Here is a 17,125-nt window from a genome sequence, read left to right as displayed (position 1 = left end):
GGTGGCGGTGGCGGCGGCGGCGGTGGCGGTGGTGGCGGTGGTGGCACCGGCGGCGGAGGCGGCGGCACCGGTGGTGGTGTTGGCGCAAGCAGCGGCGGTGGCGGTGGCGTCGGTGGTCCCGGCGGCCGTGGCATCGGCGGCGCTGCCGGCGGCGGCGGATTGGCTGCATTCGGCGGCCCCAGCGGTTTCGGCGGTGGCGGCGGATGCGCGATGAACGGCCAGGCTGGCGAGGAGCCATGTCCCTGAGCTAGTGGTGGGTGTGGGGCCTGCACGCGTTCGGCACAGCGCGTGCAGGCACTGGCCCTCGCATCGGTTGAGCTTGATGGTGTAGCGAGTCTCGCAGGTTGTTCGTCGGTTCCTGACGCGACCGGCTGGCGGCGTTGCCGCCAGCCGTGCCACCCCCCCGGCCCGTGATCAGGCTGTTCTCCCGGCGAAGCGCCCCTTCGGTGATCCGAGGGGGCGTTTTTTTTGATGGACGCCGCCTATCGATACGCTCAGGGGATATCGAAATACCGATTATGTATTTCGTGTAAACCCGCAGTTGTGGCAGCATCCGGGGTCTGGGTCGCCCGACATCGCCATGCGGCCGTGGCTGGTATGTCTGTCGCGCGTGACCGTTGCGGGCTCAACAGGCCCGCTCCCCCTCGCAACGACGCCCAACAGGCGTCGGACCACATAAGCAAAAAGGAGAAATCGCACATGCTGTCTCGTCAACTGATCAATGCGTTCCTCGGCGCAACGTTTGCGCTGGCCTCTCTCGGTGCCTCGGCCCAGACGGCCGACAAGCCCCTCAAGGTCGGCACGATGGCCGGCTCGGACGCGCAGATCTTCGAAGTGGTGAAAAAGGTGGCTGAAAAGCGCGGCCTGTTCATCAAGATCGTCGAATTCAGTGACTACGCACAGCCGAACGCCGCGCTCGACGCCGGCGACCTGGACGCCAACGGCTTCCAGCACAAGCCGTTCCTCGATAGCCAGGTCAAGGACCGTGGCTACAAGCTCACGACGGCTGGCCTCACTTACGTTTCGCCGCTGGGCTTCTATTCGAAGAAGTACAAGTCGCTCAAGGATCTGCCGAACGGCGCGCAAATCGGTATTCAGAACGATCCGTCGAACGGTAGCCGCGCGCTGCGTCTGCTGGCAAAGGAAGGTCTGATCAAGGTGAAGCCGGGTCTGGATGGCAAGAACATCACGCCGCTCGATATCGAGAACCCGAAGAAGTTCAAGATCCGCGAACTGGAAGCCGCACAACTGCCGCGCGCATTGCCGGATCTGGACGCTGCGTCGATCAACACGAACTTCGCCGCACAGGCGGGTCTGGTGCCCCAGCGTGACGCCATCGCCATCGAAGACCTGAAGGGCCCGTACGCCAACCTGATCGCCGTGCGCACGCAAGATCTGAACAAGCCGTGGGTCAAGCAACTGGTCGACGCCTACCATTCGGAAGAAGTGAAGCACTTCATCGACACGCAATTCAAGGGTGCGCTGATAGCGACGTGGTAAGCATTGAAATGCCGTGGGATGCGCGTCTCGCGCATTGATGGGCGGTAGCTCGCGTCAAATGAAACAGCCGGGGTCGGTTCATTTCGACCCCGGCTTTTTTACGTCCTCACGCCTGATATTTTGCGTCGCTGGCACGGTGGCGTTTGACTAGAATGAAAGTGTGATTCCTTTCGACGGGAGGCCGCCATGTCCATGATCAATGTCTCGATGATGCTGGTGGCGCTGCTCGTCGGCTTCGCCATCGGTATGCTCGTCGACCACTTCTGGGTCACGCATCACGATGAGCCGGCCGCGCACAAGCGCCTTGACTGGCACGAGATGTGGGACCGCATTCGTCATCAGCACTGAGGTATTCGCGCTGGATATTCGTGGGACGCGCGCAGGACGCGCACAGGACGCGCATTACCCGGCGCGAAGTTTTCGCCAGAGCGTCGAGCGGCTGATGCCGAGCGCTTCGCATGCGGCATTGCGGTCGCCGCCACAGGCGGCCAGCGTCGAGTGAATGCGTGCCAGCTCCTCGGCCGCACGACGCGCGCGCCCGGTCATCGGGGCGTCTGTCCCTTCGACGGTTGCGACGCTTATCCGCCCACCGTTCGCTTCTGAAACATCGAACGCGGTCGGTGGCGGTGTCGTGCCAAGCTCCGGCGCGATCTCGATCAGTCGCGCACGGCTAATCTCGCGAGCATCGACGACATCGGCGCACACGACCGCAATGCGCTCCAGCAAATTCTCCAGCTCCCGAACGTTCCCCGGCCAGCGATAGCTCGCGAGCAGCGGCAATAGCGACGCCTGTAAAGCATCGACGCTCATACGCGCGCCCGCCCGGGCCAGCGCGCGCTCAAGGAACAGCGGCGTGAGGCGCGGCAGGTCGTCCATGCGCTCGCGCAGCGGGGGCAGCACCATGCGCAGAATATTCAGACGGTAGTAAAGGTCTTCGCGAAACAGCCCGGCCGCGACTTGCTGGCGAAGATCGCGGTGCGTGGCAGCGATCACGCGCACGTCGCAAGGCACCGGTTCGTTCGCGCCGAGACGCAGGACTTCGCGCTCCTGCAACACGCGTAGCAGCCGGGTTTGCAGCGGCATCGGCATCTCGCCGATTTCATCGAGAAAGATCGTGCCGTTGTGCGCCGTCTCGAACAGACCGGCTTTGCCGCCGCGTCGCGCGCCGGAGAATGCGCCGTCTTCATACCCGAACAACTCGCTCTCGAGCAGCGTCTCCGGAAACGCGGCGCAGTTGATGGCGACGAACGGATAGTCGCGGCGACGGCTCGCGTTGTGAATTCCTTGCGCGAGCAATTCCTTACCCGTGCCGCTCTCGCCATGCACGAGCACCGTCGAATCGGTCTGCGCATAGCGGCGCGCGAGCGCGCGCACTTGCGTCATCGCCGCCGAATCGCCGATCAGATCGTCGAGCCGGTAGCGCGCCACGAGATGCCGGGGACGATGGCGCGAGCGCAATGAACGATCCACACGGGCGAACGATTGCGAGTCCTGACACGTCACGAGCGCGCCCGTGAGCGTGCCCTGATCCAGCAGGGGAATGCGGTTGATGACCCACGTCTTGCCCGCCATCGAGACGATCGCTTCGAGCTCGGCGCTCGCGCTCTCCAGCGTGCGGGCGATGTCGAGCGCGGGCGCGATGGTGTCGAGCGTGCGTCCGACGGCGTCCGCTGCCGTCACGCCGAGAATCCCGGCCATCGATGCGTTGATCGCTTCGATGCGTCCGTTCAGATCGACCGCGGCCACGCCTTCGTGCAGATGCCGCAACACCGTATCGAGACGCTCGCGCCGTTGTGCTTCGATGCGCCCGAGACGCGCGACTTCCAGTGCCGTGTCGAACGCTGCGCGCACCGAATCCTGCGAGTAGAGAAAGATGCCCGTGAGGCCGGCGCGCTCGGTCAGTTGCGTGACGAGACCCGGCCCGACGATGACGGCCATGCCGTCGTCGCGCAACCGGTGCACGAGGTCCTCGGCATTCTGGGCATCGACATAAGTGTGCTGGGAGATGTCGAGATGAAAGGCGCTCTTGAAGCGTTCGAACTCGGCGGCAGGGCGCGCGTATGACACGAGCGCGATGCGCGAGTCAGGGGACGACGCGGGCAAGGCGCGCCGCGCGCGGGCCAGCGCGTGCATCACGTCCGAGCCGGTGACTTTGACCAGCACCACGGGCAACGCAAGACGCTCCCGCAGGAAATCGCCGTTCGATCCGGCTGCGACGATACCGTCGACGCTCCCCGCGGGCAAGCGCTCCAGCGCTTCGATCACGGCCTCGTATCCCTTGTCGACGATGTGGACGTCGGCCTGTGCGGCGTAGTCCGGCACGATATCGCGATACAGCTCGCCGAGCTTGCTGATGCCGACGGCCCAGATCACCGGCTTTCGCATCGCAGGAACCGTGGGCGCACGCGCCACGCCTGCGGCACTCGCAGGCAGGCGGGACGGCATCTCAGTGGGTATCGAATTCGACATGGTGGCTGACGGCAAGGGGTATGCGTCGAATCGTAGCATGTTGCGACGATATGTTTCATTATGTGTTTCAAATTGAAACGCGGTGCGACCGTCACATTCGCCCTAAAGTGACATTTACCTTGACGTAAACGTCATGCAGGCGAAGAATTTCCGTCGATAAATGAATGCGTTAGCGCGGTGAAGCGAGCGGCGATGCGCGAGCGCCCGACCGGCTGGCACGGCCATTGCTATTCAGAAGCCTGCTATTCAACCCACGTGCGATCCGGTGGCATTCCGTCCATCCGGCGCGCAAGACACGACCGAGGGATTCAAGTGACGCAAACCATTCGTTCGGCCGGCGCCGCCTTCCGCGAGGCCGTCAAGACCGAGCAACCGTTGCAGGTTGTCGGTGCCATCAATGCCAACCACGCGCTGCTTGCCAAGGCGGCCGGTTTCAAGGCGATCTATCTGTCCGGCGGCGGTGTCGCTGCCGGTTCGCTGGGGTTGCCCGATCTGGGCATCTCGACGCTCGACGACGTGCTTACCGATGTGCGCCGCATTACCGACGTGTGCGATCTGCCGCTGCTGGTGGACGTCGACACGGGCTTCGGTCCGTCGGCCTTCAACATTGCACGCACGGTGCAGTCGCTCATCAAGTTCGGCGCGGGCGCGATGCATATCGAAGATCAGGTGGGCGCGAAGCGTTGCGGCCATCGTCCCGGCAAGGCGATCGTGACGCAGCAGGAGATGGTCGACCGCATCAAGGCGGCCGTCGACGCACGCACCGATGAGAATTTCGTCATCATGGCCCGCACCGATGCACTGGCCGTCGAGGGTCTTCAGGCCGCCATCGACCGCGCGTGTGCGTGCGTCGAGGCGGGTGCCGACATGATTTTCCCCGAAGCGATGACCGAACTGCCGATGTACCGCCAGTTCTCCGACGCCGTGAAGGTGCCTGTGCTCGCGAACATCACCGAGTTCGGTTCGACGCCGCTGTTCACCGTGGAAGAACTCAAGAGCGCGCAGGTCGGTCTGGTGTTGTATCCGCTCTCGGCATTCCGAGCGATGAACAAGGCGGCGGAAAACGTCTATCACACGATTCGTCGCGACGGCACGCAAAAGGCTGTGCTCGACACGATGCAAACGCGCGCCGAGCTCTATGAGAGCATCGGCTACCACGCTTACGAACAGAAGCTCGACGCGCTGTTCGCCCAACAGAAATAACGAACCCCTGATCCTGGAGGAATGAGCATGAGCGAGACGACTGCCACCGGCTTCAAGCCGAAGAAATCCGTCGCCCTGTCGGGTGTGACCGCAGGTAACACGGCGCTGTGTACCGTGGGCCGTTCGGGCAACGATCTGCACTATCGCGGCTACGACATTCTGGATCTGGCCCAGACCTCGGAGTTCGAAGAGATCGCGTATCTGCTGGTCTACGGCAAGCTGCCGAACGTGGCGGAACTGCGTGGCTACAAGGCCAAGCTCAAGGCGCTGCGCGGCCTGCCCGCCGCTGTGAAGGACGCCCTCGAAGCCGTGCCGGCCGCCGCCCACCCGATGGACGTGATGCGCACCGGCGTGTCGGTGCTCGGCACCGTGCTGCCGGAGAAGGACGATCACAACATTCCGGGCGCACGCGACATCGCCGACCGTCTGATGGCCAGCCTCGGCTCGATGCTGCTTTACTGGTATCACTACAGCCAGAATGGCGTGCGCATCGACGTGGAAACGGACGACGACAGCATTGGCGGTCACTTCCTGCATCTGCTGCACGGCGAGAAGCCGTCGGACCAGTGGGTGCGCGCGATGCACACCTCGCTGATTCTGTACGCGGAGCACGAATTCAACGCATCGACCTTCACCGCACGCGTGATCGCGGGCACGGGGTCGGACATGCACTCGGCGATTACCGGTGCTATCGGCGCGCTGCGCGGTCCGAAGCACGGCGGCGCGAACGAAGTCGCGTTCGAAGTGCAAAAGCGTTACAACTCGCCGGACGAAGCCGAGGCCGACATCCGTCAGCGCGTTGAGAACAAGGAAGTGATCATCGGCTTCGGTCACCCGGTCTACACCGTGAGCGATCCGCGCAACAAGGTCATCAAGGAAGTGGCACACGAGTTGTCGAAAGAACAGCAGAATACGGCGATGTACGACATTGCCGAGCGTCTGGAATCGGTGATGTGGGACGTCAAGAAGATGTTCCCGAACCTCGACTGGTTCAGCGCCGTGAGCTATCACATGATGGGCGTGCCGACGGCAATGTTCACGCCGCTGTTCGTGATCGCGCGCACGTCGGGCTGGAGTGCGCACATCATCGAGCAGCGCATCGACAACAAGATCATTCGTCCGAGCGCTAACTACACCGGTCCGGAAGATCAGCAGTTCGTGCCGATCGACAAGCGTTAAGTCTGTTCAGCGCCTCGGCGAGGGCCGGGGAACGGCAGTAGCGGGATTCCTGCTGCCGTTCCGCGCCTGAGCCGGGGCGTCGCAGTTCCGTGCTTTTCCGTCGCTGCTTCGTTATACGCATCGCGCATCGCACACACCGTGCGCGCCAAACTGCCACCGGCCGGGCCGACACCTTCCTCACATGATGAACACCGAATACCGTAAATCCCTGCCCGGGACGTCGCTCGATTACTTCGACGCCCGTGCTGCCGTCGAGGCCATTGCCCCGGGCGCTTACGACACGCTGCCGTACACCTCGCGCGTGCTGGCCGAAAATCTCGTGCGCCGCTGCGATCCGGCCGCGCTCACCGACTCGCTCAAGCAACTGATCGAGCGACGTCGCGATCTCGATTTCCCGTGGTTCCCCGCCCGTGTGGTGTGCCACGACATTCTCGGTCAGACGGCGCTCGTCGACCTCGCCGGCCTGCGCGACGCCATCGCGGCGCAAGGCGGTGACCCGGCGCTGGTCAACCCGGTGGTGCCGACCCAACTGGTGGTCGATCACTCGCTGGCCGTCGAGTGTGGCGGCTTCGACCCTGATGCGTTCGCGAAGAACCGCGCCATCGAAGATCGTCGTAACGAAGACCGCTTCGACTTCATCAACTGGACGAAGAAGGCGTTTCGCAACGTCGACGTGATTCCGCCGGGCAACGGCATCCTGCACCAGATCAATCTCGAGCGCATGAGCCCGGTGATTCAGGTGGCGGACGGTGTCGCCTATCCCGATACGCTCGTGGGCACCGATTCGCACACGCCGATGGTCGATGCGCTGGGCGTGATCGCCATTGGCGTGGGCGGGCTGGAAGCGGAGAGTGTGATGCTTGGGCGCGCGTCGTGGATGCGTTTGCCGGACATCGTCGGTGTGGAGCTGACGGGCAAGCCGCAGCCGGGCATTACCGCCACGGACATCGTGCTCGCGCTGACCGAATTCCTGCGTAAGGAAAAGGTCGTGTCCGCGTATCTGGAGTTCTACGGCGAAGGGGCTGCGAACCTCACGCTGGGCGACCGCGCGACGATCTCGAACATGGCGCCGGAGTTCGGTGCGACGGCAGCGATGTTCTACATCGACGCACAAACCATCAAGTACCTCAAACTCACCGGCCGTGACGACGCGCTCGTCGCGCTGGTCGAGACCTATGCGAAGCAAACCGGTCTGTGGGCCGATACGCTGACGAAGGCCGAGTACGAGCGCGTGCTGACGTTCGATCTGTCGAGCGTGGTGCGCAACATCGCCGGTCCGTCGAACCCGCATAAGCGTGTGCCGACGAGCGAACTGGCTGCACGTGGCATCAGCGGCACGGTCGAGAACGAACCGGGACTGATGCCGGATGGCGCGGTTATCATCGCCGCCATCACGAGCTGCACGAACACCAACAACCCGCGCAACATGATCGCGGCGGGTCTCTTCGCGCGCAACGCCAACCGCGCGGGCCTCGTGCGCAAGCCGTGGGTCAAGAGTTCGCTCGCGCCCGGCTCGAAGGCCGTCACGCTGTATCTGGAAGCAGCGGGTCTCCTGCCGGAACTGGAGGCGCTCGGCTTCGGCGTGGTCGCCTACGCGTGCACGTCGTGCAACGGCATGTCGGGTGCGCTCGATCCGGTGATCCAGAAGGAAGTCGTCGAGCGTGACCTGTACGCGACGGCTGTCCTCTCGGGCAACCGCAACTTCGACGGCCGCATTCACCCGTATGCGAAGCAGGCGTTTCTCGCCTCGCCGCCGCTGGTGGTCGCTTACGCCATTGCCGGGACCATCCGCTTCGATATCGAGAAGGACGTGCTTGGTGTCGACGCTCACGGCAAGCCGATCAGGCTCGCCGACCTGTGGCCGAGCGACGAAGAGATCGATGCCATCATCGCGAGCAGCGTCAAACCGGAGCAGTTCCGCCGTGTGTACGAGCCGATGTTTGCCGCATCGGTGGATCACGGCGAACGGGCCGAGCCGCTGTACGACTGGCGTGAGATGAGCACGTATATCCGCCGCCCGCCGTACTGGGAGGGGGCACTCGCCGGTGAGCGCACGCTGAGCGGCATGCGCGCGCTGGCCGTGCTCGGCGACAACATCACGACCGACCACCTCTCGCCGTCGAACGCCATCATGGCCGACAGCGCTGCGGGCGAATACCTCGCGAAGATGGGCCTGCCGGAAGAGGACTTCAACTCGTACGCGACGCACCGTGGCGATCACCTCACGGCGCAGCGCGCCACGTTCGCCAACCCGACGCTCAAGAACGAGATGGTCGTGGTTGACGGTCAGGTCAAGGCGGGGTCGCTCGCGCGCATCGAGCCGGAAGGCCGCGTGACGCGCATGTGGGAGGCCATCGAGACGTACATGGCGCGCAAGCAGCCGCTCATCGTGATCGCCGGCGCCGACTACGGTCAGGGGTCGTCGCGTGACTGGGCGGCGAAGGGCGTGCGTCTGGCGGGCACCGAAGCCATCGTCGCCGAAGGCTTCGAGCGCATTCACCGCACCAACCTCGTCGGCATGGGCGTGTTGCCGCTGGAGTTCAAGCCGGGCACGAACCGCAAGACGCTGGGCATCGACGGCAGCGAGACGTTCGATGTGATCGGCGAGCGCACGCCGCGTGCCGACTTGACGCTGGTCATTCATCGCAAGAACGGTGAGCGCGTCGAGGTGCCGGTGACGTGCCGTCTCGACACCGCCGAAGAAGTCTCGATCTACGAGGCGGGCGGGGTGCTTCAGCGCTTCGCGCAGGACTTTCTGGAATCGTCGCAGGCAGCCGCCTGAGGAGAGATGTGATGGCGCATCAGCCACAAATTCGCATTCCCGCCACGTACATGCGTGGCGGCACGAGCAAGGGCGTGTTCTTCCGCTTGCAGGACCTGCCCGCCGCCGCGCAGACCCCGGGCGCGGCCCGCGACGCATTGCTCATGCGTGTGATCGGCAGTCCGGACCCGTACGGCAAGCAGATCGACGGCATGGGCGGCGCGACGTCGAGCACCAGCAAGACGGTCATCATCGCCAAGAGCGAGCGCCCCGGGCACGATGTGGACTATCTGTTCGGGCAAGTCTCCATCGACCAGAAGTTCGTCGACTGGAGCGGCAACTGCGGCAATCTGTCGGCGGCCGTCGGCCCGTTCGCGATCAGCGGCGGGCTGGTGGACCCGGCGCGCGTGCCGCGCGATGGCGTGGCCGTCGTTCGCATCTGGCAGGCCAACATCGGCAAGACGATCGTCGCACATGTGCCGATGACGGCCGGTGCGGTGGAGGAAACCGGCGACTTCGAACTCGACGGCGTGACGTTCCCGGCCGCCGAAGTGCAGCTCGAATTTCTCGACCCGGCCGCCGAAGAAGAGGGTGATGGCGGCGGTGGTGCCATGTTCCCGACCGGCAATCTCGTCGACGATCTGGAAGTCCCCGGTGTGGGCACGTTCAAGGCGACGATGATCAACGCGGGCATCCCGACGATCTTCCTGAACGCCGAGGAGATCGGCTACAAGGGCACCGAGTTGCAGGACGCCATCAACAGCGATCCGAAGGCGCTCGCCATGTTCGAGACGATCCGTGCGCACGGCGCGATTCGCATGGGGTTGATCAAGGATGTGTCGGAAGCGGCTACGCGTCAGCACACGCCGAAGGTCGCGTTCGTGGCGAAACCGGCGGACTACACGGCGTCGAGCGGCAAGGCGGTGAACGCTGCGGATGTCGATCTGCTCGTGCGCGCGATGTCGATGGGCAAGTTGCATCACGCGATGATGGGCACGGCAGCCGTGTGTATCGGCGCGGCAGCATCGATTCCGGGCACGCTCGTGAATCTGGCGGCCGGCGGCGGTGAGCGTAACGCGGTACGCTTCGGTCATCCGTCCGGCACATTGCGTGTCGGGGCGGAAGCCAACAAGGAAGGCGGCGAATGGACGGTCACGAAGGCCATCATGAGCCGTAGTGCCCGTGTGCTGATGGAAGGCTGGGTGCGTATTCCGGGAGATGCCTTCTGAGCGGGCGCTGACCCGGTACCGAACTGTCTCGCCTCACAGGAGGTCGTCAATGTCCGCAGGTGCTTCGAACGTTGCGAATGTGCGTCCCTCGCCCGACAAAGTCCTGACGGACATTGCCGACTACGTCCTGACCTACGAGATCCGCAGCGATCCCGCCTTCGACACCGCACGCAACTGTCTCATCGACACGCTTGGGTGCGGCTTCGAAGCGCTCTCTTATCCCGCGTGCACCAAGCTGCTCGGCCCCATTGTGCCGGGCACCGTCGTGCCGAACGGCGCAAAGGTGCCGGGCACACCGTATCAGCTTGACCCGGTGCAGGCCGCGTTCAGTCTGGGCGCGATGATTCGCTGGCTCGACTTCAACGACACGTGGCTGGCGGCCGAGTGGGGGCATCCGTCGGATAACCTCGGCGGCATTCTGATGACGGCCGACTGGCTCTCGCGCACGGCGGTGGCGCAGGGGCAGCCGCCGCTGACGATGCGGCACGTGCTCACGGCGATGATCAAGGCGCACGAGATTCAGGGGTGTCTCGCGCTGGAGAACTCGTTCAATCAGGTCGGGCTCGATCACGTGGTGCTGGTCAAGGTGGCGTCGACGGCAGTCGTCGGCGAAATGCTGGGCCTGTCGCGCGACGAACTGATCGATGCGCTCTCGCTGGCGTTCGTCGATGGGCAGAGCCTGCGCACGTATCGTCACGCGCCGAACACCGGTAGCCGCAAGTCTTGGGCGGCAGGCGATGCGACGAGCCGCGCGGTGCGTCTCGCGCTCATGGCGCGCACCGGCGAGATGGGGTATCCGTCGGTGCTCACGGCAAAGACGTGGGGCTTTTACGACGTGCTGTTCAAAGGCAAGCCGTTCGCGTTCCAGCGGCCTTACGGGTCGTATGTGATGGAGAACGTGCTGTTCAAGATTTCCTTTCCGGCCGAGTTCCATGCGCAGACGGCGGCCGAGGCCGCGATGACGTTGCACCGTCAGTTGCTGGCGATGGGGCGTAGCGCGCAGGACATCCGCTCGGTGAAGATTCGCACGCACGCGGCGGCGATTCGCATCATCGACAAGCAAGGGCCGCTCGCCAATCCGGCGGACCGCGATCACTGCATCCAGTACATGGTGGCGGTGCCGTTGCTGTTCGGACGGCTGACAGCGGCCGACTACGAAGACGATGTGGCTGCCGACCCGCGCATCGATGCATTGCGTGCGGGCATCGTGTGCGAGGAAGACCCGCAATTCACCCGCGACTATCACGATCCCGACAAGCGTTCGATTGCTAACGGCCTGACCGTCACGCTGAACGACGGTACGGTGCTCGATGAAGTGCTCGTCGAGTATCCGATCGGCCATAAGCGACGTCGCGACGAAGGCATCCCGTTGCTGGTGGAGAAGTTCAGAACGAATCTCACGCGTCGCTTCGCCGCGCGGGCGCAGGCACGCATTCTCGACGTGGCACTGGATCAGCAGCGACTCGAAGCCATGCCCGTCCATCAGTTTGTGGACTTGATGGTGTGAGGGGACGAGCGGCATGACGTCCGTCCACACCCTAGGCACGGCGCTGGTCGTCGGTGCGACGGGCGCGACAGGCCGACTCCTCGTGCAGCAACTGCTCACGCGGGGCTGGCACGTGCGGGCGATTGTGCGCTCGCGCGAGTCGCTTGAGGCGCTTGAGGCGCTGACAGGTCACGCTCAACTGTCGCTCGTGCAGGCCAACGTGCTCGATCTGAGCGACGGCGCGTTGGCCGACCACGTTGCCGGTTGCGACGCAGTGGCGTCGTGTCTCGGGCACAACCTCACCCTCAAGGGCATTTACGGCGAACCGCGTCGACTCGTCACCGAAGCGACGCGGCGTTTGTGCCACGCCATCAAGGTCAGCGGCCGGGCATCGGCGGTTCGCTTCGTGCTGATGAACACCTCCGGCAACCGTAACCGCGATCTTGTCGAGCCGGTATCGTTCGCGCAGCGGTGCGTCATCGGCGCGGTTCGCCTGCTGCTTCCGCCACACGCCGACAACGAGGCCGCTTCGGACGTGCTGCGCGTCGAAATCGGTCGTCACGATCCGGCCATCGAATGGACGGTGGTGCGTCCGGACAGTCTTGTCGATCACGCCGACGTCACCGGGTACGAAGCGCACCCGTCGCCAATCCGAAGTGCGCTGTTCGACGCGGGCAAGACGAGTCGTATCAACGTTGCCCACTTCATGGCCGACCTGATCACGCAAGACGGTGTCTGGCGTCGGTGGCGACACCAGATGCCTGTGCTTTACAACGTTGAAACGCTGTCGTCCGGTGATGTGGTTGTGCCGCGCAATCCGCCCAGCCAGTGAAGCGCGAGGGCCAGCGCGCCGAGTGCAATGCCCAGACTCACAACGCCCGTCCATCCGAAACGCGCCATCAGCCAACCGCTTACCGTCGCGCCCACTGCGCCGCCGAAGAAGGTCGCCGTCATGTACAGGCTATTGATGCGGCCCTGCGCTTTCGGGTCGACGGCGAAGGCGCGCGTCTGGTTGGAGACGAGACCCGCCTGCACGCCGATGTCGAGCACGATCACTCCGATCACGAGCCACGCCAGCGAGAGGTTCGCGCCCCCGAGCAGCACGTAGCTGAGCGTGACGATGCCGATGCTCACGCCGATCACACCGCGCGGGCCGAGCTTGTCGGTGGCGCGTCCGCCGAATGACGCAGCGAACGCACCGGCCGCACCGATGATGCCAAACGCACCGGCCCACGCACTGCCGAGATGCCACGGGCCGTCGGCGAGCAGCGCCGCCAGATTCACCCAGAACGCGTTGAAGCACGCCCAGAGCAGCGCCTGAACCGTCATCGACTCGCGCAGGGGACGATGGTCGCGCGCCAACGGCCACAACGACGCCAACAGACGGCCATAAGACAGGTCCGTGCTCGGACGACCCTTCGGCAACAACATCGCGGCGGCGATCCACACCGGGATCATGAAGGCGGCTTCCACGCCATAGACGGCGCGCCATCCGAACCCTTCACCGACAATGCCCGCAATCGTTCGTCCGAGCAGAATGCCGATCATGATGCCGCTCACGACGGTGCCGACCGCCCGGCCGCGCTGACTGGGCTGGGACATGACGGCGGCGAACGGTACCAGTTGCTGCGGCACGCAGCACACGATACCCAGACCGAACGATGCGCCAATCAACGCCCCAATGCCCGGTGCGAATGTCGCGGCCAGTGCGAAGCAGAAGGCCAGCGCAATTTGCACGAGCACGAGTTTGCGACGGTCGTACCGGTCGCCCAGCGGCAGCAACAACGCGAGCCCGACGGAGAAGCCAAGCAACGCGGCGGCCGCGACGAGGTCCACCGTCCCGAGATCGACGCGCATGTCCGCGGCAATCAACGGCAGAATCGGCTGCGTGCAGTAGATGTTGGTGACGACCGCACCGGCAATCACACCCATCATCACGATCTTGCTGCGCGAGGCGATTTCATGTGCCGCATGCGGCGGCGGGGTGGTAGGGCTGGCTGGGGGATTGGACGGGGACACGATGCGCTCCTGAAATGACGATGAACGGTGCGCGAGGGGCTTGTGTCAGGAGACGACCATGCCTCACCGCGCTCTGGCCTCGACATTACGTGGTTGCATCTACGTAGAGAATCCATCAAGATCAGGAATTATCTTTCCAAAATTTGGTAGGGTCCATGAATCGACTCGAATCCATGTCGATCCTGATCGCGGTGGTCGATGCGGGCAGTTTGTCGGCGGCGGCACGCGCGCTCGGCATGCCGCTCGCGACCGTCAGTCGTAAAGTCGGGGAGCTGGAAGCGCATCTGAAAACGCGACTGCTGCATCGCACGACGCGTCAGTTATCGCTGACCGAAGCAGGCAGTGCGTACGTGGCCGCGTGTCGCAGAATTCTCGAAGAGATCGGTGAAGCGGAGCGCACGGCGACCGGGGAATATGCAACGCCGAAAGGTGAACTGGTGCTGACCGCGCCCGTCGTGTTCGGTCGACTGCACGTGCTGCCGGTCGTGGCGGAGTTCCTCGCGCAGTACCCGGAGATCGACGTCAGTCTTCTGTTGACCGACCGCGTCGTGCATCTGATGGACGAGCAGGCGGACGTGGCACTGCGCATCGGTCACTTACCGGACAGCTCGATGGTGGCGTCAAGCATCGGGAACGTGCGACGCGTTGTCTGTGCCAGCCCGGAATATCTTGCGACGCATGGCGAACCGAAGCAGCCGCACGACCTCACCGGTCAGGCGTGCATTACGTTCGAGGTGCTGGCGTCGCGGCGTGCGTGGGAGTTTGGCGAGGGGCGAACCGGGCAATCGGTGCCGATTCGCTCGCGGCTCGCGGTGAACACCGCCGAAGCGGCGATCTCGGCAGCGGTCCTGGGTGTGGGTTTCGTGAGAGTGCTGTCGTATCAGGTGGCGCAAGCCGTGCGTGAGGGTGCGCTGCGGGTGGTGCTGGACCACTTCGAAGCCGCCCCGCTTCCCGTCAATCTGGTGCACAAGGGGCAAACGCCGTTGCCCCTGAAGCTGCGTGCGTTTCTCGACTTTGCCGCGCCACGTCTACGGGCACGGATCGCCTGATCCCTGCGCTCAACCCTTGTGCGTGTAACGCAACCGTGCCATCTGTTCGGCGCTATCGGTCAGCAGACCGGCGGCGTCGGCAATGGCTTTCTCCAGCGTCGTCGGACCGAACGTCAGCGAGAAGCAGCCGGAGAAGACACGCGACAGACTCTCCAGCGCCGTGCGGTCGATGGCCCCCGAGAGAAGCGATGCCGTGGCACCTGCCTTGATAGCGACCTGCGCCGCGATCATCGGCGTTTTGCCTGAGAGCGTCTGACCGTCGCTGCGACCTTCGCCGGTGATCAGCCAGTCGGCACCTTCCACCGCTTGCGGCAGTCCCACGCGCTCGGCCACGACTTCCGCGCCGGAGCGGAACTGCGCACCCAGCAGATGCAGCGCGAAGCCCAAACCCCCGGCGGCACCCGCGCCCGCGCGGCTCGCGGCCTCGCTGGCGTTGAACGCGCGGTGAGCGTGTCCGGCGAAGTGGGCGATGGCGCGGTCGAGCGGCTCGACCTGCGTTTCGCTCACGCCCTTCTGCGGGCCGAAGATAGCCGTCGCGCCTTGTTGACCGTTCAGCGGATTGTTGACGTCCGACATGGCGACCAGTTCGCAATCCTTCAGGCGTGCGTCGAGCCCGTTCAGATCGATCGACGCCACGCGATGCAGCGCAGCCGGGACCGGTTGCACTTCTTCGCCGGCTTCGTCGAGCAAACGCGCACCGAGGCCAACGAGCAGACCCGCACCGCCATCGTTCGTGCTGCTGCCGCCCAGACCGATCAGCACGCGGCGCGCACCGGTATCGAGCAGCGCACGCAGCAACTCGCCAAGGCCGACCGTCGAGCGCTCGGCCACCGGCGTCTGCATGCCGACCGGGTCGGTAATGCTCACCACGTTGGCGCTTTCCAGCACGCCGGTGCCGTCGGGCATGACGCCGTACTCGGCCGTCACCGACGCCTTGCCCGCGCCACGCACGGACAGCGGCACGCGACGCCCGCCAGCGGAGAGCAGGGCGTCGAGCGTACCTTCGCCACCGTCGGCCATCGGGCGCAAACGCAGATCGGCCTGCGGCAGCACGCGGGCGATGCCGGCGGCGATGGCTTGCGCCACTTCAGGCGCGCTCAGCGAACCTTTGAACGAATCGGGGGCGATGACGATGATCGGGGCTTGCGCATTGCTGGACATGGAAATCGGGACAGTCGCAAAAAGTGAAACGGGTTGGCTGGCGTCACGTGTGCTCGCTATGCGCTTGTTGTTATCGCTTATGGCGTTCCGGCGAGGCGGTGAGTTGTCCGCAAACCGGTGGCAGGGCACACGCTGTCTCGCTGCCGGGTGGGGCGCGAGGCGGTGCGGCGAGTGTGACAGAAACCAGCAATATACGCGATTCGGGCCTGCGCGCATTGCGCGAATTGCCATGCTATGAATAACGCGAGTAAGATGAGCGCCAACTGACGGTGCGCCGCCCGATAGGCTACAAAGCCCGTGGAATCAATGTGCGGGACATGTGTGGGTGCGTACCGGGCCGGTCGTCCAGCGGATCGCGATTTAGCGGTATTCGGGACGTCAGGCCAACCAACAAGACCAAGACGGCGCGCGCGACGGCTTCGCACGGATGCATCAAGACATCCTCTGGCCACCGCACCATCTCGCGCCGTGATCAGATACCAGCATGTGTGGAGCGGGGCAATGGACCGGGGCATCAACACGAATTCCGACACGGCGCGCGGGGCGAAGCGTCGTGTGGCAAGCGCGCTTGCCGCAGCGGGCCTGACATTCGCTGCGCTGCTCGCCGGGTGCGCGCAAACGGCACCCGTCGCCGCGCATGACGATCCGCCCGTGGGCAGCGTTGCCGATGTCGCGCCGGAGCACGTCAAAGTCGAGACGTTGCCCGCCTACCGCGACACCATCGACGACGCGCGGGGCAACGGCGCCGTCTGGCAGGGATCCTCGAAGAAGGCTTTCGCGCGCGTGAGCGCCTGCACGGCCCGGCTGTGGAAGAAGCAAGTGCCTTACGCGCGTTTGCAACGGGTGAAGGCGGGCACGGGCCAGACCCTTGAACTCTCCTCGAACGACGACGGCATTCTCGCCATCCTCGACCTCGCACCGCGCAAGCCGGGTAGCGAGGGCTCGCTCTATCTCGGCTCGACCGGTCCGCAATCGCTCGCCGACGCAGTACGCCAATGCCTTTGAGGGCGTGACCGGTCACACGCCGGTCACGGCGGTGTCATACAACGGCGGGGTATCATGACGGCGA

Annotated in this window: 14 protein-coding genes; 11 read left to right on the top strand and 3 right to left on the bottom strand. The window is 64.6% G+C overall.

Annotation, left to right across the window (positions count from 1 at the left end; translation table 11 throughout):
- The 3 genes from PAQ31011_RS26555 to PAQ31011_RS26320 form a co-directional block, all read left to right on the top strand.
- The coding region (locus PAQ31011_RS26555) for a hypothetical protein (RefSeq protein WP_217424838.1) at positions 1-246 on the top strand (246 nt) is incomplete at its 5' end.
- A 453-nt stretch (positions 247-699) separates the two neighbouring features.
- Positions 700-1,500 carry a MetQ/NlpA family ABC transporter substrate-binding protein gene (locus PAQ31011_RS05560; protein ID WP_150574807.1) on the top strand — a complete coding sequence of 267 codons (801 nt, stop codon included), beginning with the start codon at positions 700-702 and terminating at the stop codon, positions 1,498-1,500.
- Between the two features lie 186 nt (positions 1,501-1,686).
- Positions 1,687-1,848: a hypothetical protein gene (locus tag PAQ31011_RS26320; RefSeq protein ID WP_174984361.1), complete on the top strand. Its 162-nt coding sequence runs from the start codon at positions 1,687-1,689 to the stop codon at positions 1,846-1,848.
- A gap of 54 nt (positions 1,849-1,902) precedes the next feature.
- On the opposite strand, the gene prpR is transcribed toward PAQ31011_RS26320, so the two are convergent.
- Positions 1,903-3,945, bottom strand: a complete 2,043-nt coding sequence (gene prpR, locus PAQ31011_RS05555) for a propionate catabolism operon regulatory protein PrpR (protein ID WP_343031664.1) — start codon at positions 3,943-3,945, stop codon at positions 1,903-1,905.
- A gap of 336 nt (positions 3,946-4,281) precedes the next feature.
- Here prpR and prpB point away from each other — a divergent pair, with 336 nt between their 5' ends.
- From prpB to PAQ31011_RS05525, 6 genes are all read left to right on the top strand, one after another.
- A complete protein-coding gene (gene prpB, locus PAQ31011_RS05550) occupies positions 4,282-5,172 on the top strand; it encodes a methylisocitrate lyase (protein WP_039397405.1) in 891 nt (296 codons plus the stop codon).
- A gap of 27 nt (positions 5,173-5,199) precedes the next feature.
- Positions 5,200-6,351, top strand: coding sequence for a bifunctional 2-methylcitrate synthase/citrate synthase (gene prpC, locus PAQ31011_RS05545; protein ID WP_039397407.1), 1,152 nt, complete (start codon positions 5,200-5,202; stop codon positions 6,349-6,351).
- A 181-nt stretch (positions 6,352-6,532) separates the two neighbouring features.
- Complete coding sequence (acnD, locus tag PAQ31011_RS05540) at positions 6,533-9,133, top strand: Fe/S-dependent 2-methylisocitrate dehydratase AcnD (protein WP_150574806.1); 2,601 nt, start codon at positions 6,533-6,535, stop codon at positions 9,131-9,133.
- An 11-nt stretch (positions 9,134-9,144) separates the two neighbouring features.
- Entirely contained in the window at positions 9,145-10,341 is a 1,197-nt protein-coding gene (gene prpF / locus PAQ31011_RS05535) for a 2-methylaconitate cis-trans isomerase PrpF (protein WP_150574805.1), read from the top strand.
- Positions 10,342-10,390: 49 nt separating this feature from the next.
- Positions 10,391-11,848, top strand: a complete 1,458-nt coding sequence (locus PAQ31011_RS05530; protein WP_150574804.1) for a bifunctional 2-methylcitrate dehydratase/aconitate hydratase — start codon at positions 10,391-10,393, stop codon at positions 11,846-11,848.
- A gap of 13 nt (positions 11,849-11,861) precedes the next feature.
- Positions 11,862-12,659: an NAD(P)-dependent oxidoreductase gene (locus PAQ31011_RS05525; protein WP_150574803.1), complete on the top strand. Its 798-nt coding sequence runs from the start codon at positions 11,862-11,864 to the stop codon at positions 12,657-12,659.
- On the opposite strand, the gene PAQ31011_RS05520 is transcribed toward PAQ31011_RS05525, so the two are convergent.
- Positions 12,596-13,846, bottom strand: coding sequence for an MFS transporter (locus PAQ31011_RS05520; protein ID WP_246179358.1), 1,251 nt, complete (start codon positions 13,844-13,846; stop codon positions 12,596-12,598). The two genes, PAQ31011_RS05525 and PAQ31011_RS05520, sit on opposite strands and share 64 nt — an antisense overlap.
- A 155-nt stretch (positions 13,847-14,001) precedes the next feature.
- On the opposite strand from PAQ31011_RS05520, the gene PAQ31011_RS05515 reads away from it, so the two are divergent.
- Positions 14,002-14,895 carry a LysR family transcriptional regulator gene (locus PAQ31011_RS05515; protein WP_150574802.1) on the top strand — a complete coding sequence of 298 codons (894 nt, stop codon included), beginning with the start codon at positions 14,002-14,004 and terminating at the stop codon, positions 14,893-14,895.
- Positions 14,896-14,904: 9 nt separating this feature from the next.
- Here PAQ31011_RS05515 and PAQ31011_RS05510 read toward each other — a convergent pair whose 3' ends face one another.
- Positions 14,905-16,056 (bottom strand): glycerate kinase, encoded by a 1,152-nt coding sequence (locus tag PAQ31011_RS05510; RefSeq protein WP_150574801.1) that lies wholly within the window; start codon positions 16,054-16,056, stop codon positions 14,905-14,907.
- Between the two features lie 501 nt (positions 16,057-16,557).
- Between PAQ31011_RS05510 and PAQ31011_RS05505 the strand changes: the two genes are divergently transcribed.
- A complete protein-coding gene (locus PAQ31011_RS05505; protein WP_150574800.1) occupies positions 16,558-17,061 on the top strand; it encodes a hypothetical protein in 504 nt (167 codons plus the stop codon).
- The last annotated feature ends 64 nt before the right edge of the window (positions 17,062-17,125 follow it).

The sequence above is a fragment of the Pandoraea aquatica genome, assembly GCF_902459565.1.
Classification (GTDB): domain Bacteria; phylum Pseudomonadota; class Gammaproteobacteria; order Burkholderiales; family Burkholderiaceae; genus Pandoraea; species Pandoraea aquatica.
This window is presented reverse-complemented; position numbering and strand designations above follow the sequence as displayed.